This window comes from Rhodopseudomonas sp. RCAM05734 (assembly GCF_052658035.1).
This window is the reverse complement of the sequence record NZ_CP199742.1, coordinates 3,373,601-3,398,144: the sequence shown is the minus strand read 5'-3', so window position 1 is coordinate 3,398,144 and position 24,544 is coordinate 3,373,601. Positions and strand designations below refer to the sequence as shown.

At 61.4% G+C, this 24,544-nt stretch carries 20 protein-coding genes and 1 pseudogene; 5 read left to right on the top strand and 16 right to left on the bottom strand.

Translation table 11 applies throughout. From position 1 onward, the window contains the following. Positions 1–54: 54 nt before the first annotated feature. Positions 55–795, bottom strand: a complete 741-nt coding sequence (locus tag ACUXVA_RS16115) for an SDR family NAD(P)-dependent oxidoreductase (RefSeq protein ID WP_445486999.1) — start codon at positions 793–795, stop codon at positions 55–57. 146 nt (positions 796–941) lie between these two features. After that, positions 942–1,805 carry a MaoC/PaaZ C-terminal domain-containing protein gene (locus ACUXVA_RS16110; RefSeq protein WP_265079396.1) on the bottom strand — a complete coding sequence of 288 codons (864 nt, stop codon included), beginning with the start codon at positions 1,803–1,805 and terminating at the stop codon, positions 942–944. 161 nt (positions 1,806–1,966) lie between these two features. On the opposite strand from ACUXVA_RS16110, the gene ACUXVA_RS16105 reads away from it, so the two are divergent. From ACUXVA_RS16105 to ACUXVA_RS16095, 3 genes are all read left to right on the top strand, one after another. After that, positions 1,967–3,133: a thiolase domain-containing protein gene (locus ACUXVA_RS16105; protein ID WP_445486996.1), complete on the top strand. Its 1,167-nt coding sequence runs from the start codon at positions 1,967–1,969 to the stop codon at positions 3,131–3,133. A 12-nt stretch (positions 3,134–3,145) separates the two neighbouring features. Next, complete coding sequence (locus tag ACUXVA_RS16100) at positions 3,146–3,538, top strand: Zn-ribbon domain-containing OB-fold protein (RefSeq protein ID WP_445493304.1); 393 nt, start codon at positions 3,146–3,148, stop codon at positions 3,536–3,538. A gap of 63 nt (positions 3,539–3,601) precedes the next feature. After that, positions 3,602–4,585, top strand: coding sequence for an NAD(P)H-dependent flavin oxidoreductase (locus ACUXVA_RS16095; RefSeq protein ID WP_445486994.1), 984 nt, complete (start codon positions 3,602–3,604; stop codon positions 4,583–4,585). 212 nt (positions 4,586–4,797) lie between these two features. On the opposite strand, the gene ACUXVA_RS16090 is transcribed toward ACUXVA_RS16095, so the two are convergent. From ACUXVA_RS16090 to ACUXVA_RS16050, 9 genes and pseudogenes are all read right to left on the bottom strand, one after another. Next, complete coding sequence (locus ACUXVA_RS16090; protein WP_445486992.1) at positions 4,798–5,778, bottom strand: cytochrome P450; 981 nt, start codon at positions 5,776–5,778, stop codon at positions 4,798–4,800. Then, the gene (locus ACUXVA_RS16085) at positions 5,759–6,049 is read right to left on the bottom strand and encodes a hypothetical protein (protein WP_445486990.1); all 291 of its coding nucleotides are present in this window, start codon (positions 6,047–6,049) and stop codon (positions 5,759–5,761) included. The genes ACUXVA_RS16090 and ACUXVA_RS16085 overlap by 20 nt, the downstream gene beginning before the upstream one ends. Positions 6,050–6,080: 31 nt before the next feature. Then, positions 6,081–7,178 carry an NAD(P)-dependent alcohol dehydrogenase gene (locus ACUXVA_RS16080; protein ID WP_445486988.1) on the bottom strand — a complete coding sequence of 366 codons (1,098 nt, stop codon included), beginning with the start codon at positions 7,176–7,178 and terminating at the stop codon, positions 6,081–6,083. 299 nt (positions 7,179–7,477) lie between these two features. Then, positions 7,478–8,749, bottom strand: coding sequence for a cytochrome P450 (locus tag ACUXVA_RS16075; protein WP_265079403.1), 1,272 nt, complete (start codon positions 8,747–8,749; stop codon positions 7,478–7,480). A gap of 60 nt (positions 8,750–8,809) precedes the next feature. Continuing rightward, the gene (locus tag ACUXVA_RS16070; protein ID WP_445493303.1) at positions 8,810–10,021 is read right to left on the bottom strand and encodes a CaiB/BaiF CoA transferase family protein; all 1,212 of its coding nucleotides are present in this window, start codon (positions 10,019–10,021) and stop codon (positions 8,810–8,812) included. Positions 10,022–10,039: 18 nt separating this feature from the next. Further along, positions 10,040–10,927: a CoA transferase subunit A gene (locus ACUXVA_RS16065; protein WP_265079406.1), complete on the bottom strand. Its 888-nt coding sequence runs from the start codon at positions 10,925–10,927 to the stop codon at positions 10,040–10,042. A gap of 57 nt (positions 10,928–10,984) precedes the next feature. Continuing rightward, entirely contained in the window at positions 10,985–11,782 is a 798-nt protein-coding gene (locus ACUXVA_RS16060) for a CoA-transferase subunit beta (protein WP_445486985.1), read from the bottom strand. Positions 11,783–11,965: 183 nt separating this feature from the next. Beyond that, positions 11,966–12,400, bottom strand: a complete 435-nt coding sequence (locus tag ACUXVA_RS16055) for a FadR/GntR family transcriptional regulator (RefSeq protein WP_265079408.1) — start codon at positions 12,398–12,400, stop codon at positions 11,966–11,968. Between the two features lie 190 nt (positions 12,401–12,590). Further along, positions 12,591–12,791, bottom strand: a pseudogene (locus tag ACUXVA_RS16050) (FadR/GntR family transcriptional regulator); the annotation flags it as partial. Positions 12,792–12,972: 181 nt separating this feature from the next. Here ACUXVA_RS16050 and ACUXVA_RS16045 point away from each other — a divergent pair. Together ACUXVA_RS16045 and ACUXVA_RS16040 are read left to right on the top strand one after the other, a co-directional pair. After that, positions 12,973–15,219: an acyl-CoA dehydrogenase gene (locus tag ACUXVA_RS16045; protein WP_445486983.1), complete on the top strand. Its 2,247-nt coding sequence runs from the start codon at positions 12,973–12,975 to the stop codon at positions 15,217–15,219. 37 nt (positions 15,220–15,256) lie between these two features. Beyond that, positions 15,257–16,513 (top strand): CaiB/BaiF CoA transferase family protein, encoded by a 1,257-nt coding sequence (locus ACUXVA_RS16040; RefSeq protein ID WP_265079410.1) that lies wholly within the window; start codon positions 15,257–15,259, stop codon positions 16,511–16,513. Between the two features lie 102 nt (positions 16,514–16,615). On the opposite strand, the gene ACUXVA_RS16035 is transcribed toward ACUXVA_RS16040, so the two are convergent. The 5 genes from ACUXVA_RS16035 to ACUXVA_RS16015 all read right to left on the bottom strand — a co-directional run bounded on the left by ACUXVA_RS16035 (position 16,616) and on the right by ACUXVA_RS16015 (position 24,500). Further along, positions 16,616–17,902 (bottom strand): ABC transporter substrate-binding protein, encoded by a 1,287-nt coding sequence (locus ACUXVA_RS16035; protein WP_445486980.1) that lies wholly within the window; start codon positions 17,900–17,902, stop codon positions 16,616–16,618. 71 nt (positions 17,903–17,973) lie between these two features. Continuing rightward, on the bottom strand, positions 17,974–19,503 hold the full coding sequence (locus ACUXVA_RS16030; protein WP_445486978.1) for an acyl-CoA synthetase: 1,530 nt from the start codon (positions 19,501–19,503) through the stop codon (positions 17,974–17,976). A gap of 128 nt (positions 19,504–19,631) precedes the next feature. Continuing rightward, on the bottom strand, positions 19,632–20,822 hold the full coding sequence (locus ACUXVA_RS16025; RefSeq protein ID WP_445486976.1) for an ABC transporter substrate-binding protein: 1,191 nt from the start codon (positions 20,820–20,822) through the stop codon (positions 19,632–19,634). 315 nt (positions 20,823–21,137) lie between these two features. After that, on the bottom strand, positions 21,138–23,279 hold the full coding sequence (locus tag ACUXVA_RS16020; protein WP_445486974.1) for a 3-hydroxyacyl-CoA dehydrogenase NAD-binding domain-containing protein: 2,142 nt from the start codon (positions 23,277–23,279) through the stop codon (positions 21,138–21,140). Positions 23,280–23,291: 12 nt separating this feature from the next. After that, a complete protein-coding gene (locus ACUXVA_RS16015) occupies positions 23,292–24,500 on the bottom strand; it encodes an acetyl-CoA C-acetyltransferase (protein WP_265079415.1) in 1,209 nt (402 codons plus the stop codon). Positions 24,501–24,544: the final 44 nt, after the last annotated feature.

Below are 24,544 nucleotides of genomic sequence, written 5' to 3'. Positions count from 1 at the left end.
CCGCGGCGCTCGTCGCGGCATTTTTTTTGCGGCGGTCAGATCTGAGATGCTCGATCAAAGACTGATATGGAATCCGCCGTTGACGCCGAGGTGCTGGCCCGTGACGTAGGATGCCGCATCGGACAGCAGGAAGCATATCGTCCGGACCACCTCTTCCGGCTTCGCCCACCGCCCGAGCGGAATCTGCGCCAGTATTCCGTTGCGGAACTTGTCTCCACGTACGACTTCGGTCATGGGGGTTTCGACCACACCAAAGCATAGCGAATTGGCGCGGATGTTGTGTTTGCCCCATTCGCGCGCCGCCGTCATGGACATCGCCAGCAGGCCGGCCTTGGCCGCAGCGTAGTTGATCTGCCCGATCGAGCCCTTGCGCCCGGCGTCGGACGAAATGTTGACAATCGAGCCGCCGCTCGGGTCGCCGGCCTTGACGCGCTGCACCATGTGACGCCCCACCGCCTGGGTCCAGTAGAACGCGCCGGTCAGGTGAACGTCGATCACGTCCTGCCATTGAGCTGCGGACATTTTCTCGATCATGGCGGGGCGGGTGATGCCAGCATTGTTGACAAGCCCGTGGACCGCGCCGAACCGCGAGACTGCGTCCGAAACGGTGCGCGTGGCCAGATCGGCATCCACGACGCTTCCCGTCACGGCCATCACGCGATCGCTCGGCAACGGCGCAAGCGCCTCTCGTAGCGCTGTACCGTTCAGATCGAGCGCGACAACATTTCCGCCCAGCGCCACCACGAGCTCCGAGGTCGCCTTGCCGATTCCCTGCGCCGCGCCGGTGACGACCACTGTGCGTCCTTCGAGTGTAACCATATCGTTCATGTATTCATCCTGTTGCAAAGTGTTGCGGAGTATCACTAGAGGGCGCTGGCCGGGCTGCTTCCGATCAATCCGACTTGGGGAAGCCGCGATAAAAGCGTTTCTCTATTCTGGAATCATATCGTCGCCCAGCCATTGGTCAGGACCAGAGCGTCGCGTTCGACGATGCGGCCCCGGAATGCGATGTTGCCATCGACCTGCCAGCATTCGAGGCTGATCGTTTCGCCTGGGTAAACCGGCGCGGACAACCGCGCACGGATGCCTGTCAGTCGGTTTGCATCACCGCTGCAGAATGCCTCTACCAGTCCGCGACATGCGATGCCGTAAGTGGCAAGGCCATGCAGTATCGGACGCGGAAAGCCCGCCTTCGCCGCGACCGAGGGATCGATGTGGAGTGGATTTAGATCTCCGGACAGCCGATAGAGGACAGCCTGCTCGGCTCGGGTCGGCAAGCTGATGACCCGTTCGGGCGCGGTCTCTGGCGTATTTGGCGGGGCTGGAGCGGCCTCGTCGCCACCACCCCGCCTGGAGAAACCTCCGTCGCCGCGCAAAAAGAGGACTTGTTCGCAGGTCGCGATCTTTCGCTTGCCGGTCTCGTCGAGTAGCACCTTTTCAACATGCATGATCGCGCCTTTGCCCTCCCCTTTGTCGACAAGGCGGACGACGCGACTTTGGCCGATCAGTGTCGTGGCCACCGGCAACGGCTCGTGCAGCTGGACCGACTGTTCGCCGTGGACGAGCTTGAGGGCGTCGATCCCCAGTTCCTTGTTGTCGCGCATCCAGAACCCCGGCGACGCCAGCACCGACGCCATGGTGGGCAGCGCGAGGAGATTCCTCTCATACACCAGGCGGAGCACGTCTTCACTCAAAGGATCGGCCCCCGCACCCACACCGAGCGCATAAAGAATGGTGTCGTTGGCCGTGTAACGATGCGGCACGTCAGGCGAGCGCCACGCCCGCGTCTTCTGATAGTCGACCATGGAAAAACCACCCCGGGGGCCAGCGGGCCTGTTGTCTTTGGTTGAACCAATGATATACAGCCTGAAACGGTCCGGTCAACCTGGACGCGCCGCTACGATTCCTGGCCGATGGGTCACGGATGGATCCAGCTGCTTTATGAATTCGATTGGGGAGTTGTCCGATGAGCATCCGACGCAAGGCCTGTATTGCAGGCGCTTTCGAACATCCGACCCGCAAGGCTCCGGACAAGACTGTGGCCGAGTTGCACGCGGAATGCGCCAAGGGCGCGCTCGCAGATGCGGGCCTGGAGCTGCGCGACGTCGACGGCTACTTCTGCGCCGGTGACGCGCCCGGGCTCGGGGCCAACAGCATGGCTGACTACCTCGGGCTGATGCCGCGTCATATCGACACGACCGACACGGGCGGCTCGTCCTACCTGATCCATGTCGCCCACGCCGCGCAGGCGATCACGCTGGGCAAATGTGACGTCGCCCTGATTACCCTCGCCGGGCGCCCACGCAGCGACGGCTCCAGCGGCGTCGCGCCGCGCAATGTCACGGCCGCCACACCCGATGTCCCATGGGAAATGCCTTACGGCCCGCTGACCGTGAACATGTATGCGCTGGTGGCGGCCCGGCACATGTACGAGTATGGCACAACGAGCGAGCAACTCGCCTGGATCAAGGTCGCGGCCGCCGCCCACGCACAACACAATCCAAACGCGATGCTGCGCGAAGCGGTGTCGGTCGAGCAGGTGCTCGAATCGCCGATGATCTCCGATCCACTGCGCCGACTCGACTGCTGTGTCGTCAGCGACGGCGGTGGCGCGCTGATAGTGGTGCGCCCCGAGATCGCGCGGTCGCTGAAGCGGCCAGTGGTGAACGTGCTCGGTACCGGAGAGGCCATCAAGGGGCAGCAGAACGGCCAGGTCGACCTCACCTGGTCCGGCGCCGCATTGTCGGGACCACGCGCATTCGAGGAAGCCGCGGTCAAGCCGGCGGACATTCAGTATGCCTCGATCTACGACAGCTTCACCATTACCGTGCTGATGCAGCTCGAGGATCTGGGGTTCTGCGCAAAAGGCCAGGGCGGCAGGTTCGTCGCCGACGGCAATCTCATTTCCGGCATCGGCAAGCTGCCCTTCAATACCGATGGCGGCGGTCTCTGCAACAATCATCCAGCGAACCGCGGCGGCATCACAAAGGTGATCGAGGCCGTGCGCCAGTTGCGCGGCGAAGCCCATCCGAAGGTCCAGGTGCCCGATTGCAGGCTGGCGCTTGCCCAAGGCACCGGCGGCCTGCTCGGTTCCCGGCACGGCAGTGCGACCTTGATCATGGAGCGAGCATAAATCATGACCACGATGTCCCAAGACCGGCCGTTGTCCGCGCCTGAGTCCGATCCCGCGACCTCCGCGTTCTGGCAAGCGACGCAGCAGCAGTCGCTCCGCCTCAAGCGGTGCACCGGCTGCGACAAGATGCATTGGTATCCGCGCCTGCTTTGTCCCTATTGCCTGGGCGAGACCGAATGGCGCGAGGCCTCCGGCAAGGGCACGATCTACAGCGTCAGCGTGACCCGGCGCGCCGGACCAATTCCTTACGCCATCGCCTATGTCAGGCTCGACGAAGGCGTGACGATGCTGACCAACATCGTCGATTGCGACTTGGACAGCCTTCGTATCGGACAGCGGGTCAAGGCCGTTTTCAAGCCAGCAGAGGGCGGCGCGATGATACCGATGTTCACGCCGAACGATTAGTCGCTATCTATCTGCGGACGCTGTCGCTGCGCCCGCGCCCCAAACCTAAGGATAAGTACCACGATGGCACTGGACGCACGGATCAAGAACTCACTCGTGTTGCCGGCAATCTGTGCCCCGATGTTCCTCGTCAGCGGCCCTGAACTGGTCGAGGAAGCCTGCAAGGCTGGGCTGATCGGGGCGCTGCCGCGTCAAAACGCGCGGACGTTCGCGGAATTCGAGGCCTGGCTTAACCGAATTCGGACAACGCTGGACCGGCATACCGCGGAGACCGGGAGGCGATCCGGGCCGGTCGCAGTCAATCTTGCCGTCAGGATGGCCGAAGCGGACGCGAGAGCACATTTCGAGCTCTGCGTCCGTTACGGGGTCGAGATCATCATCAGCGTCGGTGGCGATCCTACAACCATGGTCCGTCATGCGCACGACGCAGGCGTCAGACTTTTCCACGACGTCACCGACATCCGCTTCGCCGAGAAGGCCATAGCAGCCGGAGTCGACGGATTGATCTGCATCGGTGCCGGCGGCGGCGGGCATTCGGGGACGACAAGCCATTTCGCCCTGATCCGCAAGGTACGATCGATCTTCGACGGCACGATCGTCATGGCCGGCGCGATCTCGGATGGCGCTGCCATCCGGGCGGCCGAAGTGCTAGGAGCCGACCTCGCCTATCTCGGAACACGTTTCATTGCTACCGCCGAATCCATGGCTCCGGACGAATACAAGCGGATGCTCATATCGCAGACGTCATCGAATCTCATCTACACCGGCAAGGTGGCGGGCGTCCCCGCGAACTGGCTCGCGCCCTCGCTTCGCAATGCCGGACTTGACCCGGACAATCTGCCGGAGCCACTCGGCAAGGGGATGCGGCACGATCACCTCCCGAGTTCGGCGCAACCCTGGAAAACGATCTGGAGCGCGGGCCAGGGCATCGACCTGATCAACGATGTGCCCAGCGTCGAATCGCTTGTCCGGCGCCTCCGCACGGAATATGTCGCTGCGTGCGGAACACCCGATATGGCTGCGGTTGCCCGCCTGCCTCAGGACTAGCATCCCTGATCTGCATCAGGACACGCATCCCTGATCTCGGCGGCGACCAACATCATCGTGGGAAGCTCCGGTGCGCCTCAGGCACCGGCGCCGCATCAGAGACCCAGTACCAGTTTCGCCACGATGTCCATGGGTCACATTGCCTCGTGCGATATTTAAATCGCGGCAAATGCTGTCGGACGCACCCCGCCCCGTCACGGTTCGCCGAGCAGTCATGCCGCCGCCGTTTCAGAGATCTTGAAGCTGATGGGCAACCGCTTCAGCCCGCCCAGAAATGAGGTTTCAGTCCAGGCCGGGTCTCCGGCAAGCTCGATCGTGTCGACCCGCGCCAGCAGCTCGCGGAAGAACGCGACCATCTCAATCTTCGCCAGGTACATGCCAATGCAGGCATGGATACCAAAACCGAAGCCGACATGACGATTTGGACTGCGATCGGCGATGAACGAGAAAGGCTGTTCGAATGCCTCCTCATCCCGGTTTGCCGAAGGATAGGCCATCATCAGGTGATCGCCCGGCTTGATCGTCTTGCCGCGCAATGTGTATTCCTCGGTCGCCGTGCGGAAGAAATGTTTGACCGGTGAAACCCACCGCACCATTTCGTCGACCGCCTCCGGAATTAGCGCCCGGTTCGCCCTCAATTTTTGCATCTCCTGCGGGTTCTGGATCAGCGCGAGCAGGCCACCCGCAAGCGTGGCACTCGTGGTGTCGTGACCGGCGCTGGCGAGAGCGACGAAGTACGACGACGCCTCGAATTCGCCGACAACTGTGCCATCGACCTCGGCAGTGGCAATCAGAGTGGCAACGTCATCCGTCGGATTGTTGCGCCGTTCCCGCGCGACGCCGCGAAAGAAATCCATGTAGGCGAGCGTCGCATCGATCAAATCACTGCCGCGCTGCATTTCAGGATCGCCGCCACCGAAATAGGCCCGTGTAATGTCGAGCAGATGCTGACCATGCTTATCCGGGATGCCGAGGATCAGCATGATCACCTTCAACGGGTACCAAACAACGACGTCATTGTAGAAGTCGCACGATCCGCCATGCGCGAGCATGCGATCGACACTTTCGCGCGCAAGCCGATTGATACGCTCTTCGAGCAGGCGAACCTGCCGAGGCTGGAACCAGGCATGGGTGAGCTTCTTGTACTTGGCGTGGTCGGGATTATCCATCTGGTTAATGGCGCGGACGAGCATCGGCCGCCCCCCCATGGCCTCCCTGACCTTCGATTCTGAATTCGATCGAGAGCAGCTTGGTCCGCGGCGCATTGATGAACTTGTCGTTCTGCCGCTCGACTTCGATCACATCCTTATGTTTCGAGATAGTCCAGAACGGACGATAGCCATTTGGCTCGGTCCAGTGCACAGGATCTTCGCTGCGCAGCATCGAAAACAACGCGTGGTGTTGCTCCAGGCTGCCGTAGGTCTTGTGATTGGCGATGGCTTCGTCAACGTTTGATTCCCGCATGATGTTTCCCCTCGAACTTTCTTGTTGTCGCCTATTCCATCACCAGGACCGGCTTGATCACAGCGCCGGTTTCCATCTCGTCAATTGCGCGATTGATCTCATCAAATGGAAAGAACGTCGTGAGCCTATCGATCGGCAGAAGCCCGCTCCTGAACAGGTCGATCAGCTGCGGGATGAATACATTCGGGACCGCATCGCCTTCCACGACACCGCGAATGGTGAGGCCGCGGCCAACGATTACGCTCGCTTCGACCGGATAGCGCGTGCCCCGCGGGGGTGCAGCAACCTGCACAGCGCATCCACGCTGCCGCAGGCAACTCACCGACGCCTCGACCGCCGCAGGATGCCCCGTGGTATCCAGCGAAAAGTGCGTGCCGCGACCAGTGATCTTGACGATCTGATTGGCGACATCGCCAGATTGCCCGTCGATGGTGTGGGTCGCCCCCACATCGCGCGCCGCCGCAAGGCGTTCCGACCTGATATCTACTGCGATGATCGTGGTGCAGCCAACGATCTTCGCAGCCATGATTGCAGCCAGGCCCACCGCGCCCGTACCGAACACCGCAATCGACGTTCCGGCGCGCGGCGCGAGTGTATTCAACACCGCTCCAGCTCCGGTCTGGATACCGCAACCGAGCGGGGCCAGTACCTCAATTGGCAGATCGGCAGCGATCTTCACCACATTGCGGGTCGTCGCGATGACATGCGTCGCGAACGCCGACTGCGCGAAAAAGTGCCCGCTGAGCTCGGCCCCCCGGTATCGAAGCGCCGATCCACCTTTGCGCTGACCGAACATGTTGATAGTACCGAAATCGTCGCAATAGAATGGAGCTCCCTGCTGGCAATTCAGGCACCCGCCGCACGATCCGAAGCTCATCAGCACGGCGTCGCCCTCGGCAAGCTCGACCACGCCGATCCCGACGCGCTCGATGATGCCGGCCCCTTCGTGACCGAGCACCTTCGGCAACGGCACTGGAATATGCTGGTGCTTGACTGCGAGATCGGTGTGGCAGATGCCGCAGGCCTTGACCCGCACCAGCACCTCCCCGGGTCCCGGTTCCCCGATCTCGCACGTGATGATCTCGAACGGTTGATCCGGAGCCCGTGCAACGGCGGCTTTGATTTTCATCTGTCTCTCACCCCTGCTCGCTGCGCGACTGACATGCATCCGCATCTCCGCGTAGCTCCAGCAGTGTTCACCGCAGGACAACGCCAGAAGACCACCGAATCCGCAGGGACCCGGCCCAGCACCGCCGGCATTGGAAGCGGTTCGACCGGCTCCAGGAGAACCGGAACCCCGCTCGGATCTTGCGGGATCCAGCGCGTTTCCGAAATTGACGGCGTCAAGCTCGTCCTCCCAATTCAAAACACCAACGTCGGCGTTGCTCGCCGCTTCTTAGAAATTTTCTTACGTCGCGTTTGCGGCGATCAATTCAATTCGTAACGGATAGGCAGTCGCTTCGGGCCATTGACGAACCAAGACACGGACATCGCCGGCTCACCATCCAGCGCGACCGACTTCAGGCGCAGCATCAATTCCTCGAACAAGATCCGCATTTCCATTTTTGCGAAGTATTGTCCGAGGCACAGATGTGCGCCGTATCCAAACGCGAGATGCCGGTTCGGAGAACGGTCGATACGGAAAGTGTCTGGATCGTCAAAAACTGCTTCGTCGCGATTACCGGAGGCATAGCAGAGCATCAACCAGTCGCCCTTACGAATCGGGCGACCGTCGATCTCGGTATCCGCGGCCGCACTCCGCATGAAATGCTTGACCGGCGTCGTCCAGCGGATCGCCTCGTCAATGAAACCGGCAAGCAGGGATGGATCCTGCTGCAGCCTCCGGAACTGGTCCTGATTTTCGCACAGCGCCCACATGCCCCCCGCCGTCGACGACGACGTCGTATCATGGCCGGCGGTAGCAATCGTGACGTAGTAGCTAAGCACATCGAGATCGGAAATTGGTGCCCCGTCCACGCTCGCGTTGGCGATAACGCTGGCAAGATCGTCCTGCGGATGCGTTCGCCGGTCCTGTGCAATCTTCGCGAAGAATCTGCCGAACTCGTCGATCACATCGGCCAGCGCGCCGACGTCCGCCCGCCCCTTCTCACGGATAGTGTCAGGATCTTTTGTCCCGAAGAATTCCTGCGTCAGCCTCAGCATACGCGGCTCCTCCTCTTGAGGAACCCCAAGAATTCCCATCACCACGCGCAGGGGATAGCTGAGCGCAACATCGGAGACGAAATCGCAACGACCTCCAAGCGCGACGAGACGCTCCGCGTACTCCTGTGCGGTCGCCCGAATGCGCCCTTCAATCAGCCGGAGGTTGCCCGGCAGAAACCACTTCTGGCTCAGCGCCCGGTATTTCGGATGATCGGGAGCATCCATCTGCACCAGCGCACGCAGCAAACCAGGCTGGCCACCGGACATCGCGCGCAGCTTGACTTCGGCGCGCGCGCCCAACAGCGCAACCGGACGGTCGCTGCTGCGAAACAGCTCACTCTGACGGCTGATGGACTGAATATCGGCATGCCGGGTCACGACCCAGAACGGCGCAAACCCGTCGACATCGGCAACCCCTAACGGCTGGTTGGCACGTAACCAGCGATAGGTTTCATGAAGTCGGTGATCGCCGTAGACCGAGGGATCGACGAGATTTGCAGCTATTTCTTGCGGAATTCGAAAGTCGACAGATGCCATTTAGCCGGTCTCCATATGCACTTCTGCAACCGCAGCCGATCACGGGCTATTCAGCCCGCATCAAGTCGCGACAGCGACGGCCGACTCCTGCGTGTGGCAGAGCGCTCCGCATCGGCCAAGCTCGGCAATCCGCGCCTCGCTGAGCCCCAGCAGATCCCGCAGCAGCCTCGCACCGTCCTCGCCCAGGGCCGGCACCTTGTTACGGGCGTGCGCGGCATTGCGCGCGAACCTGAAAGCGGGATTCGGGACCCGCATTGGACCGGCACCGTCGTCGATCGGCTCGAACACGCCGCGTTCGACGATTGGTGGCAACTTCATGGTGTCCCGAATCGCCAGATATTGTGAACAAGGCACCCCGGCCTTTGTCAGGATGGCCTCGCACTCTGCCGCGGTGCGCGAGCCCGCCCACTGGTCGAGCAGTTGCATCAGCTCCCCCCAGTTGTGTTCGCGCTTGCTGGTAGTCGCGAAGCGATCGTCGACAATCCATTCCGCATGGTTGGTGGCCTGCGCGAGCGCTTCGAAGTTGTTCTGGCTGACCGGCGCGATCAGCAGGAAGCCGTCCCTCGCTTGCGTCGGCTGGTAAAGCGGACGGCGTCGCTCCGCTGGAAACTGGGCTTCCTGGCATTCATAGACCAGCAGTCCCACCATCGCGTCGAGCAGCGACACGTCGATATGCTCTCCCTGTCCGGTCTTGAGCGCATGATACATTGCGGCCTGGATAGCGCCGAAGGCCATCGAGCCGCCGAGGACGTCCGCCACGAAGATCCCGTTCTTCAATGGCCGCTCCACGTCGCCTTCCTGATAGTCGAGATTGGCCATGTCGTAGCCGCTGGTCGCATGCAGCACCGGCGCGTAGGCGCTCCGACCGGACCACGTGCCCTGCTGGCCAAATCCAGAGATCGAGCAATACACGAGTTTCGGGTTCAGCTTCGATAGCGCCTCGTAGTCGAGGCCGAGCCGCTTCATGACCCCCGGCCGATAGTTCTCAACCACGACGTCGCATTGCGGCACCAGGTCGCAAATCAACGCGCGCGCCTCGGGCTTCTTGAGATTGAGCGCCATGCTGTTCTTGCCGGCATTCAATTGCGCGAAATAAGCGCTACGCCCGTCGCGCAACGGCGGCCGGAGGCGAATGTGGTCACCTTCCGGAGGCTCCACCTTGATCACTTCCGCGCCAAGATCGGCCAGCAGCCGAGTGCAGTAAGGTCCTGACATTACCGCGGTAAAGTCAAGAACCCGAATACCATCGAGAATTCCGGGACGCGCGGACATGTTCATCAGGGACCTGCTTCAAACGAGATTGGTTTCCGACACGGCGAGCGAAGCCAGGCGGCTGCCACCGATGGCATCGAGATAGTCCGTATGTCGCGGTGTATCGCGGACATAGCGCCGCAGGTATTCGGCGAAAAGATCGTCGTTCGCGCTTTTCTTGACGTATTCCTTGAGGTGTCCCTGATCGGAACGATAGATCGACGGTGAAGCCGTCGGATGAGCGCCGAACGGCGCTTCGACCACCGCGTCGACCATTGCACTTGGAAGCTTGGTCAAATGATTGGCACGCCGGATCGTATCGGTCGAGACGATCCGGTCCACCGAGACGATCACCCGCCGCGATGCCTGAGCGAGCATGGCGTCAAAGAACGGCGGACCAAGGTGCTGCACGTTACCGTGCTCATCGGCCTGCTGCGCGTGAATCAGGCATACATCCGGTTTGATCGCGGCGACAGCCAGTAACTTCCGCTGCCCGGGCTCCGTTGGCAAAGGCCAGTAGTGTTCCGGCGCGTGCTTCGGTAAATCCGTGCCGAGGTCCGGAATCGGCATGTAGGGAAGATCGCATATTCCGGCGCGCAATCCTCCGGCTATAGCAGGCCCGTCGAGATCGTAGACTTTGAGCGTACCGCTCTCGGCCCGGCGTCGGAAGTGGGGCGCTAAACCGAAGTGCTCGAAACTGATAAAAACGCAAGCCGTGGAGCGTACGCAACCGGCGCCGATCAACATATCCGGCGCGATCGAGCCGGGTGCGGGGATCAAATCCAGATTCCGCGCGCCCTTGCGTATCAGGGCGCGAACCAGTGCCATCGGCTGCGCGTTGAATATCCACCCACCGAGAGCCACTTTCGAGCCGTCGGAAATATCGGCGACCGCCTCGTCGATGGAAATAATCTTGCTCTTGCTCATATTTGCTTTGACCGGGTTATTTTGAACGGGAACTTGCAAAGGCAACGAAGGAAGCGATCATTGAAACTTGCGGAGGAGATCGCCACGGCGGTCAACGACCTGCCGAAGAATGCGTAATTCCTCGACGGTCGGCATGTCCGTAACGGGAGGCGTACCATCGACGATGAGATCAAACGCGGTTGCTTCGTGGATCTGCTCCAGGGTGACCCCCGGATGGACTGACCGGACACGCATGGCCTTGCTGCGCGGCTCGAAATCGAACACGCCCAGCGGCGACAGTACCAGCTTCGGACCGCCTGGAGGCAGGCCCATCTGTTCTCGGGAATTGCCGCCTTCCATGTGCCCCGCGCCGCACAGAAAGTCGACGCGAGGAACGAAAGCACTGCGGTCATGGCGAGTCACAAACACATAAAAGCGCTTGGCGAGGCCACAAAGGGCACTGATACCGACAGTACCCGGACCGCGTACACGCGGCTTGTGTTGGTCGCCCACCACCACGGTGTTGATGTTGCCGAACCGATCGACCTGCAACGCCGACAAGATGGCGAAATCGAAGAAGTGGATCTGCCAGTCAATGAAATCAATCATGTTCGGCAGATCCATCCACGCCTCTGCCGACTCGAGGTTCTCGTAGTCCGCCGTGGACAGAAGGTGATCCCGGGTCGGGTTCACCATTCCGCCGGGGCCGGAGATCCACCACAACCGTGGCGCCTGCATGTTCCGCGCGAGATTGCAGGCCGCGAGTTGGATATCGGAATTGGTGCCGATGATGGCCTTTTCGCCGTCAGTCATGTCCCGCGCCAACAACACCGCCAGTTTTTCACCCAAGGAAGGCGCCGCGTCCATCTCATCCATCCGTTTTTGGTTCAACCATTGGAAAACCTAACCGCGATGGTCCGGACTGTCAAACCCTGCGGTCGAGGACGGTGCGGGCGTAGAGCCGCCGTCCCCAATCGAATGGACGCGCGCAAGCCGCGCCCCCCTGCTGAAAGGGGCACGGCGGACGGTTTCGAGGAAATAGTGAGGGGCGAAGACGGCTTAGCGTGGAGTCTTGGCCACGGCGCGGCGTTTCGGTGCCGAAATCGGCTCGTCCGTGTCCTCACCGCGGTCGGCTTCAATTCGGGACAAATAGCTGCGCTGCAAGCGCTTCAGGCAGGTCTCCATCTCCGCAGCCGCTGCATCGGCATTCCCTTCGGAAAAGAGTTTCATGAAGCGGCGGCGCGACGGCAAAACAAAATTGTTGTCGTATTCACCGATGCGCTGGACGAAGTGGCTCAAGACGTCCAGCACGCCATTCATCACGATGACCATCACCGGATTATTGGTCATCCGCGCCAGGATGCGGTGGAACTCGATGTGCCGTTCTGCACGCGCGTCGAAGTCTCCGCGCTCCTTCGCGTCCTGTGCTTCGTCGATGGTCCGGTTGAGCAGATCGATGTCCGCTGGCGTTGCCCGCCGGCACGCTTCCCGCACGACAACCGATTCGAGCCAGATCTCGCGCTTCTGTCAGCTGCGCAGGCTGGATCGAGCCGACATGGTACATATCCATCAGCCCGGTGGAGATGGCCTCGTCGCTGTGCTGGCTGATGAACGCACCGCCACTCGCCCCCTTTTGCAACCGGATCAGCCCCGCATGCTCCAACGAACGTAGCGCCTCTCGCAGGGTATTGCGCGAGACACCGAACTGCTCGGACAGAGCACGTTCGGACGGCAATCGGGTGCCGACGGCGAGACGCCCCTCAGCCAATTCGGTGCGAATCTGGGCAGCGATTTCGTCGAAAGCGCGGGCCGAGCGGATGCGCCGGAATGTGGCGGACGGAGCTTGAGCCGGTTTGGGGCCTGCGGACGGGCGAGCGATGGTCATGGCACCTCGGGGTAACAATGATCGGACCTTTTGCCCAACATAGCAGATCAACCTTAATCGTTCCATCAAACAGAGGCATTGTTCCGATGCGCAGCACGTAAGAACCGGTCGGTTGACGCGTCAGAGAGTCACCTATTACAATGGTTCAACCTTTTACAGGTGACTTCCCCCGGATCCGAGCATGCCCAACCACGACCAACTACCGACCGACGAGGAACGCGACATGCTGCGTGGTTCCGTGCGCGGATTTCTCGGTCAGCACATCGCCGGCGCCCGAACCGTTGACGCCGGCCGGCAGACCGAACGACAGCTCTGGAAGCAGTTGGCAAACCTGGGGTTGACGGCCCTGGGTACCGATCCGGGCCAAGGCGGCTTACGCGAAGTCGTGATCGTACAGGAGGAGCTGGGGCGTGCGGGATGCGGATCACCGCTGCTGTCCGCCGCCCTCCTCAACCTTTCTGGTGTCGTGGAACAAGCGAATGATGAGCGGGTTGCGGCGGTGTTGGCCGGCATGCATACCGGCGACCACTGCATCCCGCTGGCATTCGGCGAGTTCGACGGCGACCGCTCCGCCGGCCGGCCGGCGCTGCGATCGGACCGACTGACCGGCGATATCGCGTTCGTCGAAGGAGCGGAGGGCGCCACCCACTTCGCAGTCTTCACAGCGGGGCCGGTCCTCACCATCGTCGACGCCGACGCACCTGGCGTCATGATCGAGGCGGCTACAGCAATGCACCTAGGCGGACAGTCGCGCGTCCGGTTCGCCGATGCACCGACTGTGCGGGTGCCGCTGAACAAAGACGGCGTCGACAATCTCGTGGCTATCGCGCGATTGGGATATGCCGCGCGCGCCTATGGCGCGGCCAGACGGGCATTCGAACTCGCCGTAGCTTATGCGAAGGAACGCAAGCAATTTGGCCAGGCGATCGGCCGCTTTCAGGCGATCCAGCATAAACTGGCGAACTGCCACATAGACCTTCAGGGCGTGGAGCTGACAATCGGCAGTGCGGCGAAGCAATACGACGCCGGTGCGCGCGACTGGCATTGGTTCGCGGCAGCAGCATGCGTACTGGCCGGCGATGCTTTGCGCCAGGTTTCGTTGGAAACCCACCACACGTTCGGTGCGATCGGCTACAGCGAGGAGCACGAAGCGCCGCGACACTTCAAGCGGATACACCTCGACGTGCTGCGTCACGGCGGCGCGCGTCCAGCCCGCGACGAACTGGCAGATCGCTTTCTCGGCGGTACCCCGGATCGCCTTCCTGAATACGATCTCGGCCCCGCCGCTAACGAGTTCCGCGGTGAGGTTAGAGCGTGGCTGCTGGAGCATTGGAGCGGCGAACGTCGCGCCGCACATCAACAGCCGCCATTCGCCGAACGCGAATATGATCGCGCTTTTGCCCTCGACCTGGGGCGAACCGGCTGGATCGGCCTGGCATGGCGGAAGCATTTCGGCGGGCAAGAACGCAGCGCTTTCGAGCAACTGGCGCTTATGGAGGAGATGGAGCGGGCCGAAGCTCCGCGTGCCGGTGCCCCGGTTCAGGCAGCAATGCTTCAAGTCTATGGGACCCCCGAGCAGCGGCGGAAATATTTGCCGGAGATCCTCAACGGAAAAGCAATCTACGGCATGGGCTACAGCGAGCCCGACTCCGGCTCCGATCTTGCCTCGCTGCGGACCCGCGCGGTCCGCGACGGCGACCACTACGTCATCAATGGCCAGAAAATCTGGACCACGACGTATTGGGGCGAATATATGCTGCTCGCAGCGCGGACAAATCCCGACTCCAAACCGGCTCATGCCGGCATCAGCATGTTCATCGTGCCGATGGACACCCCCGGCATCACCATCCAGACGTCGACGACCATGTATGGCGGCACGTTCGCCAACGTGTTCTACGACAACGTAAAGGTGCCAGCCGCGAACATGGTTGGCGACGAGGGCAACGGCTGGAAGGTGCTGACCGGAGCGCTGGCCACGGAGCGCGGATTCATCGGTGGCGGCATTGTGCTCAAAGTCGCGCACGCGTTTGAGCTGTTGTGCACCTATCTGCGCGGTGTCGAGACAGACGGGAAGCCAATGCGGCTTGACCCGATTGTCCGTCAAAAGATCGGGGATCTAGCGGCGCGGATCGAATCGGGTCGGCAGATGATGCTTTATTGCGCCAAGCAAGTCGACAGCGGCGAGACACCGCCACACGACGCCGCAGCAAGCAAGGTCTACTCGGGCGAACTGATGGAACGCTTCGGCGAAGTTGCGCTCGACATCCTGGGCCTCGAAGCAACTCTGACCGAAGGCAGCCCCGGCGCGATCTTGCGCGGTCGTATCGAGCAAAACCTTCGCCATTCACTCATGTGGGTCATCAGTATCGGCACCAACGAAATTCAACGCAGCATCATTGCGCAGCGCGGATTGGGCCTACCGCGCTGATCTGTTCCAGTCCTATTCTCTTAGCAAGGATGCCATAATGGCAACAGCGAACGAACGACCGGATCTCCCGGCCCCGCTTCTCCGAGTGGCCGGCGCGCCGACGCCTCTCGAAGGCCTCCGCGTGGTCGATTTTTCGCACTTTATTGCCGGACCGATGTGCACCCTGTTTCTCGGCGACATGGGCGCGGAAGTGATCAAGATCGAAAATGCAGCAAAGGGCGACGACTTTCGACGCTTTCAGCCCTATCTCGGCGGCGAGTCGGTACCATTCCTCTGGGTTAACAGAAACAAGTCAGGCATCGCACTCGATTTGGCGACGGATGCTGCGCGCGACGTCGCGAAAGATCTGATCGCCAGCGCCGACGTCCTGGTCGAGAACTTCTCCAAGGGAGTCATGGACCGTTTTGGTTTGGGCTTCGATCAGGTCAAGGAAATCAACCCGCGCCTGATCTATTGCAGTGTATCTGCCTACGGTCGCGACGGTGCCCTGGCCGATCGCCTGGGCTTCGACCCGGTGATTCAGGCAGAGACCGGCTTCATGTCCCTGAACGGATATCCCGATCAGCCGGGGGTCCGGACCGGGCCGGCCGTGATGGACATATCGACCGGCATGATTGCGGCGATCGCCGTGCTGGGCGGTATCGCTGCGCGTGAGCGAACCGGCCGCGGCCAGCAAGTCGAAGTGTCGCTGCACGATACTGCGACACTCATGCTCGGCTTTCACGCGATGAACTACCTTGCGACTGGCCAGAATCCGACGCGTTTCGGCAATCGCAGCATGGATAGCGCCCCGACTGGCGTCTTTAATGCCGCGGACGGGCCGCTATACATCGCCTGCGCAAACGATCGAACCTATCGACGCCTCGTCACGGACGTGTTGGAGCGACGGGATCTCGTCGAGCACAGTCAATTTGCGACAAATGCCGAACGTGTCGCAAACAGGGGAGAGTTGACGGAGGTCATCGAGGGAATTCTCGCCGGAAACTCCTGCGAGTATTGGGCCGACAAGATGCAGCGAGCAGGCGTTCCCGCCGGGCCCGTTCGCACCGTCGCGGGGGCTTTTCAATCATCCGATATGGCGGAACGTGCGTTAGCGACATCGATCCCGCATCCCACGGCCGGACAGATCCCGAACATCGGCTCCCCCATGAAGTTCAAGGACACGCCGCTCGCTGACCCCGTCGCAGCCCCCACCCTTGGACAGCACACCCACGAGGTGCTGACACAGATGCTCGGATATTCCTCATCCAAAATCGAGGAACTCACCGCACGTGGTGCCTTCGGCGAGGTATAAGGCCTTCCCGGACGCGTGACGCACACCAATCGTGCATCCCTGCCTTCACATATCACGGGGGAAAGCCCCCGTTTGCCGAAGTCCGACCGCCGCCGAAGTGCATCAGTTCGCGATCTTTGTAGCGCTTTCCGGCACGGTTATAATGTCACCAAAGAACACCCAATTCCTTCCATCGAATCGCTCCATCTGCCCCTGGCGCCAGCCTATCCGGCTTGTTTGGGATACATTGATCATGACTCCAGGAATGAACAACGGCAGCCGATAGTCCTTGATGGTCGTCGCTTGCCTGATCAGGTTTTCTCGTGTCAATTCGTCCCCGCAGCGTCGGAGCACTTCTGCGAGTAGTTGTGCGCCTGAATAGGCGTATGTTGCGCTGGCATCCTCCGGGCGCGCATCTGGCACCCACTTCGCCATGAAGGCGTCGAACTCCTTCATGGCCGCCACGTTCTCCCAAGCGGGATCGCCGCCGGCCATGATCCACTGCGAGCTCAGGAGATCTTTCGATGCCTCCAGACCCGCAGCTTTCAGCACTGTCTGAATCTGGCTTCCCGCAGTCACGACGATACGCGTGGCCTTCCAGTCCAGCTCGTAGGTCTTACGGATCGCCTGCGCCGAAAATTTCGGAGTGGCAGCGATGAAGAAAATGTCGGCTCCCGACGACTTCAGTGTCAAAATCTGCGAATCCGCTGTCGGATCAGTCAGATCGTAACTCATTTCCTTCACAATCATCGATGCCCTGCTGCCAAGTGCCGCCTTCAGGCCAACCAGATAGTTGCGACCAAAATCGTCGTTCTGGTAGAGGATTGCGATCCTGCCGTCGGGCTTGTTCTTCAAGATATATTGGGCATATATCTGCGTCTCGACGTAAGCCGATGCGTAAAACGTCGTCGTCCACGGAAGCGCGACGGGATCGTCAAGCTTCGGATTTCCTGCCAGTGCGAGGATCTGAGGGATCTTCTTGGCGTTGAGATACTTGGCAACTGCGATATTCGTGGGCGAGCCCATCGACGAGGTGATGGCCAGGACCTCGTCGGACTCCACTAGCCTGCGGGTCTGCTCAACCGTCTTGGGCGGGCTGTAGCCGTCGTCCAGCGAGATGAGATTGATCTTCCGTCCGTTGATGCCCCCGTGCTCGTGGTTAAGCATCTTAAAGTAGGCGACCATTATCCGTCCCACCAGCGCAAAAGCTGAAGCAGGGCCGCTGTAGGCCATGGTCTGGCCAATCTTGATTTCAGCGTCCGAAGCGCCCGAATCATATTTCTTGTCGGCAATGGCAGCAGAGGAAGCGAGAAACGTCAGACCGATCGCAACGATGACAGGCCTGGCGATATTTCGCCTGCGGATCCGCGAATTGGCAAAATGACGGAAGACCATGTGCGCTTCAACCATAGTCACTTTCTCCGCATACGCCGGCGCTCTCCGTCCGGCAGCCAAGCAATCGTCAATGATCCTGAGCCCAATCAAATTTGCCGACCGGCGGCATTCCAGAACGGATCGCGCAAGCGTCGTTTGAATATCTTTCCGCTCTCCTCCCGAGGTAGTGTTTCGTGGAAGTCAATCCGCCGCGGAACCTTGTACTTGGCGATACGTGCCTCGAGGAATTCACGCACCTGCAGCGCCGAGGGCGCCTCATCCGAGGCACGCTCCACCGCAGCGACCAGGGTCTCGCCGAATTCTTCGTCGGGAATGCCGAAGACGGCGCAGTCTCGAACGCCGGGACACTGGATCAGAACCGATTCGATTTCTGCCGGATAGATATTAACGCCGGCGGAAATCACCATGTCGGAACGACGGTCACAGAGGTAGAGCCTTCCATTTTTCAGATACCCGATATCCCCGACGCTGATAAGTCCGTCGCGCTCGATCGCCCTTCGCTTGTCGTCCTGATTAAGGTATGTGAAATCGGCAAGCGCCGGCTGGCGAATGTAGATTTCCCCGACCTCGCCGGGCGCCACCTGCTTGCCATCATCCCCGTAGATCGCGATCCGAGCCCCGGGCGTGGGCTGTCCGACGCTACCGGGATGATCCAGCCAATCCTGCGGGGTGGAGATCATTACCGCGCCGACTTCGGTGCCACCATACGTTTCATAAAGCACCGGCCCCCACCATTGCATCAGAGCCTTCTTGATATCGGGTGCACACGGTGCACCCGTGTGAATCACCCAGCGCAGCGAACTGATATTGTACCGCTCCCGAACCGCCTCAGGCAGCCGCATCAGGCGCACGAACATCGTCGGAACCATTACCGCATGGGTAATGGCATGTTGTTCGATCGCGGCCAGCGTCTCCTCAGGATCGAATTTCGACTGCAGTAACACGACATCGGCTTGCGAGACTGCCTGCCGCAAATATGCATTGGGCGAAGCATGATAGAGTGGACCGCCGATCAGAACCCGAGCGCCTGGAACAACGCCATACACATTCCGCATCAGTTCCGCATAGGCCTGTGCCTGCTCCGCGGTCGCAGGCTCGCGTTTGACACCCTTCGGATGCCCCGTCGTTCCCGATGTATAAATGAGAGTTGCGCGGCTGCGCTTCGCCTGTTCGCTCCACGGCTCGAACTGCGCTAGCCAGTCAGGCCACGATACGTCGCCCGGGGCGGGCCTCGCCAAATCGGCAGGTACGTTGAATTGCGCGCAGATCTCCGGAGGGGTCGGAACGCTGAGCACCCTCATGCCGCTAGGCATTGCGTCGCGCGACGGCGCCAGCAGATCCGCATGCGCCACCAGCACGACGGGCTTTGCGTCATTGAGGATATATTGAATCTCATTGGGCTTGCCGTGCCAGTTGATCGGCACGCAATAGGCCCCCAGCAATGCGACAGCTTGCGTCGCTTCGACGAACGAGAAATCGTTCCGGAGCAGCAGCGCGACCGTATCCCCCTCGCTCACCCCGAGAATGTGCAGCCCCCTCGCCGCTTTGGACGCATTCGACAGAACTGTTTCGACCGGAACGGCGCGCCTGTCGAGGAACATTGTTTTCGAGCCCATTGTCATATCCAGGCGTTGTTTTGAGTTGAAACGAATGATTAGCCGGCGTTGAACAACGCATGAACCTTGATCAAGGCATGGATCGACCCGGCGAACACGGATATATCGGCTTCACCTCCGAAACGGTGCTAACGTTGCTCAATAGCGCAGTCGGGGTTCGGTTGCGCGGGCATCAGCTCGCTTGCCTTCAACCGGCGGATGATTTTGTAGTAGTCCCACGGGCCACGGGACTCGTCCGGCGATTTTACCTGTACCAGCAGCATATCGCGCATCACCCGACCGTCTGCTCGGATCGTCGCCGAGGGCGTCGTTAAATCGGAAACCGGTAACTCCCGCATCTTCTTTGCGACCTCAACGCCCTCCGTGGTACCAGCGGCCTTGACGGACTTCAGGTAGTGGCTGACCGAGCTGTAGACACCAGCCTGAAGGTAGGTTGGTGGGCGCTTCATCTTTTCCGCGAACCGCTTGCTGAAAGCGCGGGTGTCGTCGTTGTCATCCCAATAGAACGCAGCCGTGGTGTAGATACCTTTCATGCGATCGAGACCAAGACTATGGACGTCAGTGATGAACAGCATCATGCTCGCAATCCTGATCCCCTCCTTCAGCAGTCCGAACTCGGAAGCATTTTCGATCAGCAATACGCCGTCGTGACCGGCGAAGGACGATGCAATGACCTGCGGCTTGGCCTCGGCCGCTGAGAGGAGCAGAGATGCAAAATCCGAGGTTCCGATCGCCGAACGTCTGGTGCCGACGACTGTTCCACCCATCTCCGTCACGGTGTCCGTGACCGCGCGTTCCATCTGATGGCCGAATGCATAGTCAGGACCGACGACGAACCACTTCTTCAGGCCGTCAGCCGCGCCGCTGAGCACCGACGCCCGGGGCAGCACTGTAGTGTCGAAGCTCCAGATGAAACCGGTCGGCGAACACGACTTCCCGAACAGATCGAGCGAGCCGGATCCGGAAATCAAAGCGATCTTGCCCTTCGACTTGGCGAGATTTTGGACTCCCAAGGCGACATTTGATCCGGGCACGTCTGCAATCGCCTCGACGTGTTCCTCGTCGAACCACCGGCGCGCGATCGTCAATCCGATATCCGGCTTGAATTGATGGTCTGCGGACAGGATCTGAATCGGACGCCCTAGAACTGAACCACCCGCATCGGCGACGGCGAGCTCAGCGGCGACCACGGATCCCTTGCCCACCGTATCGGCTATTACGCCCGACATGTCGGTGAGCACCCCGATCTTAAGCGGCTCTGCGCTTGCAGAAGCGGACCACCCGGCAAGGAAAGCAACTGCCCAACTCAATCTGGCCACGGTTTCCACCCTGCGATTTTGATGCCAATCCTGGCTTTGGTTGTACCATTGATACAATATGTTCGAGACGTCCGCAAGCCTGCCCCGGTGCGCATCACAGGTCAGGATCGATCAGGCCTGACGCGCCGCGATCGGCGGTACAGCACCACGACACGCCGTAGCGCGGTCCGCCTCACCCGTCTCGCGGTGTTAGCAACCGCAGCATCGGTGGGGCGGATGCGCCGAGAACAACGTGCGCGCGAGTGATCGGCACACCCAGGACGATCAAGCGCCTCGCTTGCCCGCCATCGGAGAAAGGCTCCGCGGCGGCGTTGATCAGCTGCAGAAGCGGCCGTCGCGCTCCGCGGTCTTCAGTAACAGTGGCGGCGGCGCATAGCGCTCTCCGTATTTGACCGCCAGCTCCAACGCCCGGCGCGCGAACGCTCTGCTTCCGATCATATCGATGTATTGCAGCGGACCACCGGTCCACCGCGGATAGCCGATGCCCAGCACGGCACCGATATTGGCGTCTCTGGGACTTTCGATAACGTTCTCCTCAAGGCAACGCACTGACTCCAGCGCCTGGATGTAGAGGAAGCGCTCGGACAGTTCGTCTTGCGGGATCTGCTCCGCGCTCGGCGGAAATTCCTCGCGCAGCCCCGCCCAGATGCGCTTCTTGCCGCTTTGCGGATACTCGTAGAAGCCGCCGCCTCCGGCACGGCCAGGGCGCTTCAGCGCGTTGACCATCCTGTCGACGACAGCCCAATGTGGATGCGGAGGCGCCGTCTTGCCTACGGCTTCGAAGTCCGCGATTGTCTGCTGCCGCACGCTCCAGGCCAGTGCCAGCGACGTCTCGTCCATCACCGCGAGGGGGCCGACGGGCATGCCGGCCCAGATTGCGGCGCTTTCGATTTCCGCTGCGTCGACGCCACTGAGTAGCATGGCGCCCGCTTCGCGCGTAAACGTCCCGAACACGCGGCTGGTGAAAAAGCCGCGGCTATCGTTCACCACGATCGGCGTCTTGCCTATCTGGCAGACGAAATCGTAGGCTCGGGCCAGCGTCTCCGGTGATGTAGAGGCGCCCTTGATGACTTCAACCAGCGGCATCCGATCGACGGGCGAGAAGAAGTGCAACCCGATGTAGTTCGCCGGAGCGGCCGAGGCTTGCGCCAAGCTGGTGATTGGCAGCGTCGACGTGTTGGAGGCGAAGATGCCGCCGGGCGAAAGATACGGCTCCGCCTCCCGCGTGATGCCTAGTTTCAAATCGCGGTCCTCGAACACCGCCTCGATGATTAGTTCTGAGCCGGCGAGATCGGCCGTCGTCCCGGTCGGCTTGATCAAGGCCAGCGCGGCATTCATGCGATCGGGCGCCAGCCGGCCTTTCTCGACCTCCTTGCCCAAGCCGCTCGCGATCATCGACTTGGCCCTGTCGGCCTGCTCCTGCGTCGCGTCCTTCATCACGACGGCGAGGCCGCGCTGCGCGGCGACTTGTGCGATGCCGCGACCCATCAGGCCAGCGCCAAGAATCCCGATCCGCGCGAAGTTGGCATCCGGCACACCCTGCGGACGGCTCTTGCGCGCCTTAATTTCGTTCATCTGGAAGAAGAACGTGTGGATCATGTTCTTGGCGACGCCCCCGACCCCGACTTGCGCCAGATAGCGGCTTTCAATCCGGCAAGCCGTGTCGAAGTCGACCGCAGCACCTTCGACTGCCGCCGACATTGCGGCCTGCAAGGCAGGATAGCGTGCGCGGGACTTCTTCATCAGAAGCGTCGGCGCGGTTCGCAGCCAAGCGAGCGGCGCCGCCGCGACCGGCGTCGAGCCGGGGATGCAGAACCCCTTGCGATCCCACGGCTGCACCGCCTCGGCATTGTCGAGAATCCAGGCACGCGCCTGCACCAGCAGATCGTCCTTGTCACGCGCAACGCCGGTCAGCAGCTTGAGGTCGAGTGCGCGCCGCGCGGCGAACACGGCGCCCTCGATAATCAGCGGCATCGCCGTCTCGAGCCCGAGCATCCGGACCAGACGTACAACGCCGCCGGCACCCGGGATCAGCCCAAGCCCCGTCTCCGGAAGGCCGAGCACGAGGGACTTGTCGTCGATAGCGAAGCGCGCATGACAGGCGAGGCAAAGCTCAAAACCGCCGCCAAGCGCCGTGCCGTTGATTGCCGCGACCACGGGCTTGCCGAGTTTTTCGAACCTGCGCATGGTCGCCTTCATGGCTTCGGCGCGGGCAAACAGCCCGGCGGCATCGTCGGCGACGAGCAGTCCCTTGAGATCTCCGCCGGCGAAGAAAGTCGGCTTGTTAGACGTGAGGACCACCCCCGCAATCGTATCGCGCTCCTGCTCGATCCGATCCGCGGCCGCAATGTAAGCGTCGCGGAATATCTGATTCATGGTGTTGGCGCCCTGACCAGGCATGTCCATCGTCAGCGTGACGATGCCTTGCTCATCCTTGGCGTAGTCGATGGCGGTCATGGTAACTCCCGATCAGATCCGTTCGATGACGGTGGCGACGCCCATACCGTCGGCAGCGCATAGCGTGACGACGCCGCGGTTCAGTTCACGCCGTTCCAGTTCGTCGAGCAGTGTACCGAGCAACATGCAGCCGGTGGCGCCGAGCGGATGACCGAGCGCGATGGCGCCACCATTAACGTTGACCTTATCGAGCGGGACTTGCGTCTCCGCGATGAAGCGCAGCACGACACTCGCAAACGCTTCGTTGACCTCGTACAGATCGATGTCTGCGAAGCTCAATCCGGCCTTGCGCAGCGCGGCAGCGGTAACGGGCGCAGGCCCGGTGAGCATGATCGCCGGCTCGACACCCAGCGCCGCCGTAGCAACGATCCGCGCGCGCGGCTTCAGGCCCAGCTCGAGGCCTTTTTCGAGACTGCCGATCAGCATCAGTGCGGCCCCGTCGACGATGCCCGAGGAATTTCCGGCTGTATGAACGTGCCTGATCTCTTCCAGCCGCGGATATTTCGATTGGGCGATCGCATCGAAGCCGCCGAATTCGCCCATGTCGGCAAAGGACGGCGCGAGCTTTGCCAATCCCTCCATGGTCGCATCCGCCCGGATCGCCTCGTCCGCAGCCAGCAAAACGACGCCGTTGATATCGCGCACCGGCACCAGCGAACGATCAAAACGCCCCTCGTCTCGCGACTGTGCCGCGAGGCGCTGCGAACGCAGCGCATAGTCGTCGACCTCCTCCCTCGCGTGCCCCTCTACCGTCGCCAACAAGTCAGCACTGACGCCCTGCGGGATCATTCCCAGCTCGAACGACAGCCGCGGCTGATGATCGCGCACACTCGGCGCCGCGCCGATTCCCATGCGCGACATTGACTCCACGCCGCCGGCGACGATCAGTTCGTCCCACCCGGAACGGATCTTTTGCGCTGCCAGATTCACGGCATCGAGGCCCGAGCCGCAATAGCGATTGAGTTGAAGGCCCGGGCCCGTCCAGGACCATCCAGCGGCGAGCGAGGCGATCTTGGCAATCACGCCGCCCTGCTCGCCATACGGCTGCACGCAGCCGATCAGAACATCGTTGATCAGCGCGGTGTCGATTGCAGTCCGCCGCTCCAGCTCCTGCATCAGCCCGGCCAGCAGTTGAACGGGACCAACCTCGTACAGCGCGCCGTCCCTCCTTCCCTTGCCTCGCGGCGTGCGGATCGCCTCGAAGATAATCGCTTCAATCATCGCTGTTTCCTGCTGTCAGTCTGAAAGAGAGGACCGGGCGCGCC

What these genes read in the sequence shown, in the direction of transcription:
- ACUXVA_RS16015 (WP_265079415.1), bottom strand. Translation starts at nt 24,500, where the DNA reads ATGATTGAAGCGATTATCTTCGAGGCGATCCGCACGCCGCGAGGCAAG.
- ACUXVA_RS16095 (WP_445486994.1), top strand. Translation starts at nt 3,602, where the DNA reads ATGGCACTGGACGCACGGATCAAGAACTCACTCGTGTTGCCGGCAATC.
- ACUXVA_RS16040 (WP_265079410.1), top strand. Translation starts at nt 15,257, where the DNA reads ATGGCAACAGCGAACGAACGACCGGATCTCCCGGCCCCGCTTCTCCGA.
- ACUXVA_RS16020 (WP_445486974.1), bottom strand. Translation starts at nt 23,279, where the DNA reads ATGACCGCCATCGACTACGCCAAGGATGAGCAAGGCATCGTCACGCTG.
- ACUXVA_RS16105 (WP_445486996.1), top strand. Translation starts at nt 1,967, where the DNA reads ATGAGCATCCGACGCAAGGCCTGTATTGCAGGCGCTTTCGAACATCCG.
- ACUXVA_RS16100 (WP_445493304.1), top strand. Translation starts at nt 3,146, where the DNA reads ATGTCCCAAGACCGGCCGTTGTCCGCGCCTGAGTCCGATCCCGCGACC.
- ACUXVA_RS16075 (WP_265079403.1), bottom strand. Translation starts at nt 8,749, where the DNA reads ATGGCATCTGTCGACTTTCGAATTCCGCAAGAAATAGCTGCAAATCTC.
- ACUXVA_RS16080 (WP_445486988.1), bottom strand. Translation starts at nt 7,178, where the DNA reads ATGAAAATCAAAGCCGCCGTTGCACGGGCTCCGGATCAACCGTTCGAG.
- ACUXVA_RS16090 (WP_445486992.1), bottom strand. Translation starts at nt 5,778, where the DNA reads ATGCTCGTCCGCGCCATTAACCAGATGGATAATCCCGACCACGCCAAG.
- ACUXVA_RS16045 (WP_445486983.1), top strand. Translation starts at nt 12,973, where the DNA reads ATGCCCAACCACGACCAACTACCGACCGACGAGGAACGCGACATGCTG.
- ACUXVA_RS16060 (WP_445486985.1), bottom strand. Translation starts at nt 11,782, where the DNA reads ATGGATGAGATGGACGCGGCGCCTTCCTTGGGTGAAAAACTGGCGGTG.
- ACUXVA_RS16110 (WP_265079396.1), bottom strand. Translation starts at nt 1,805, where the DNA reads ATGGTCGACTATCAGAAGACGCGGGCGTGGCGCTCGCCTGACGTGCCG.
- ACUXVA_RS16065 (WP_265079406.1), bottom strand. Translation starts at nt 10,927, where the DNA reads ATGAGCAAGAGCAAGATTATTTCCATCGACGAGGCGGTCGCCGATATT.
- ACUXVA_RS16085 (WP_445486990.1), bottom strand. Translation starts at nt 6,049, where the DNA reads ATGCGGGAATCAAACGTTGACGAAGCCATCGCCAATCACAAGACCTAC.
- ACUXVA_RS16035 (WP_445486980.1), bottom strand. Translation starts at nt 17,902, where the DNA reads ATGGTTGAAGCGCACATGGTCTTCCGTCATTTTGCCAATTCGCGGATC.
- ACUXVA_RS16030 (WP_445486978.1), bottom strand. Translation starts at nt 19,503, where the DNA reads ATGGGCTCGAAAACAATGTTCCTCGACAGGCGCGCCGTTCCGGTCGAA.
- ACUXVA_RS16070 (WP_445493303.1), bottom strand. Translation starts at nt 10,021, where the DNA reads ATGTCCGCGCGTCCCGGAATTCTCGATGGTATTCGGGTTCTTGACTTT.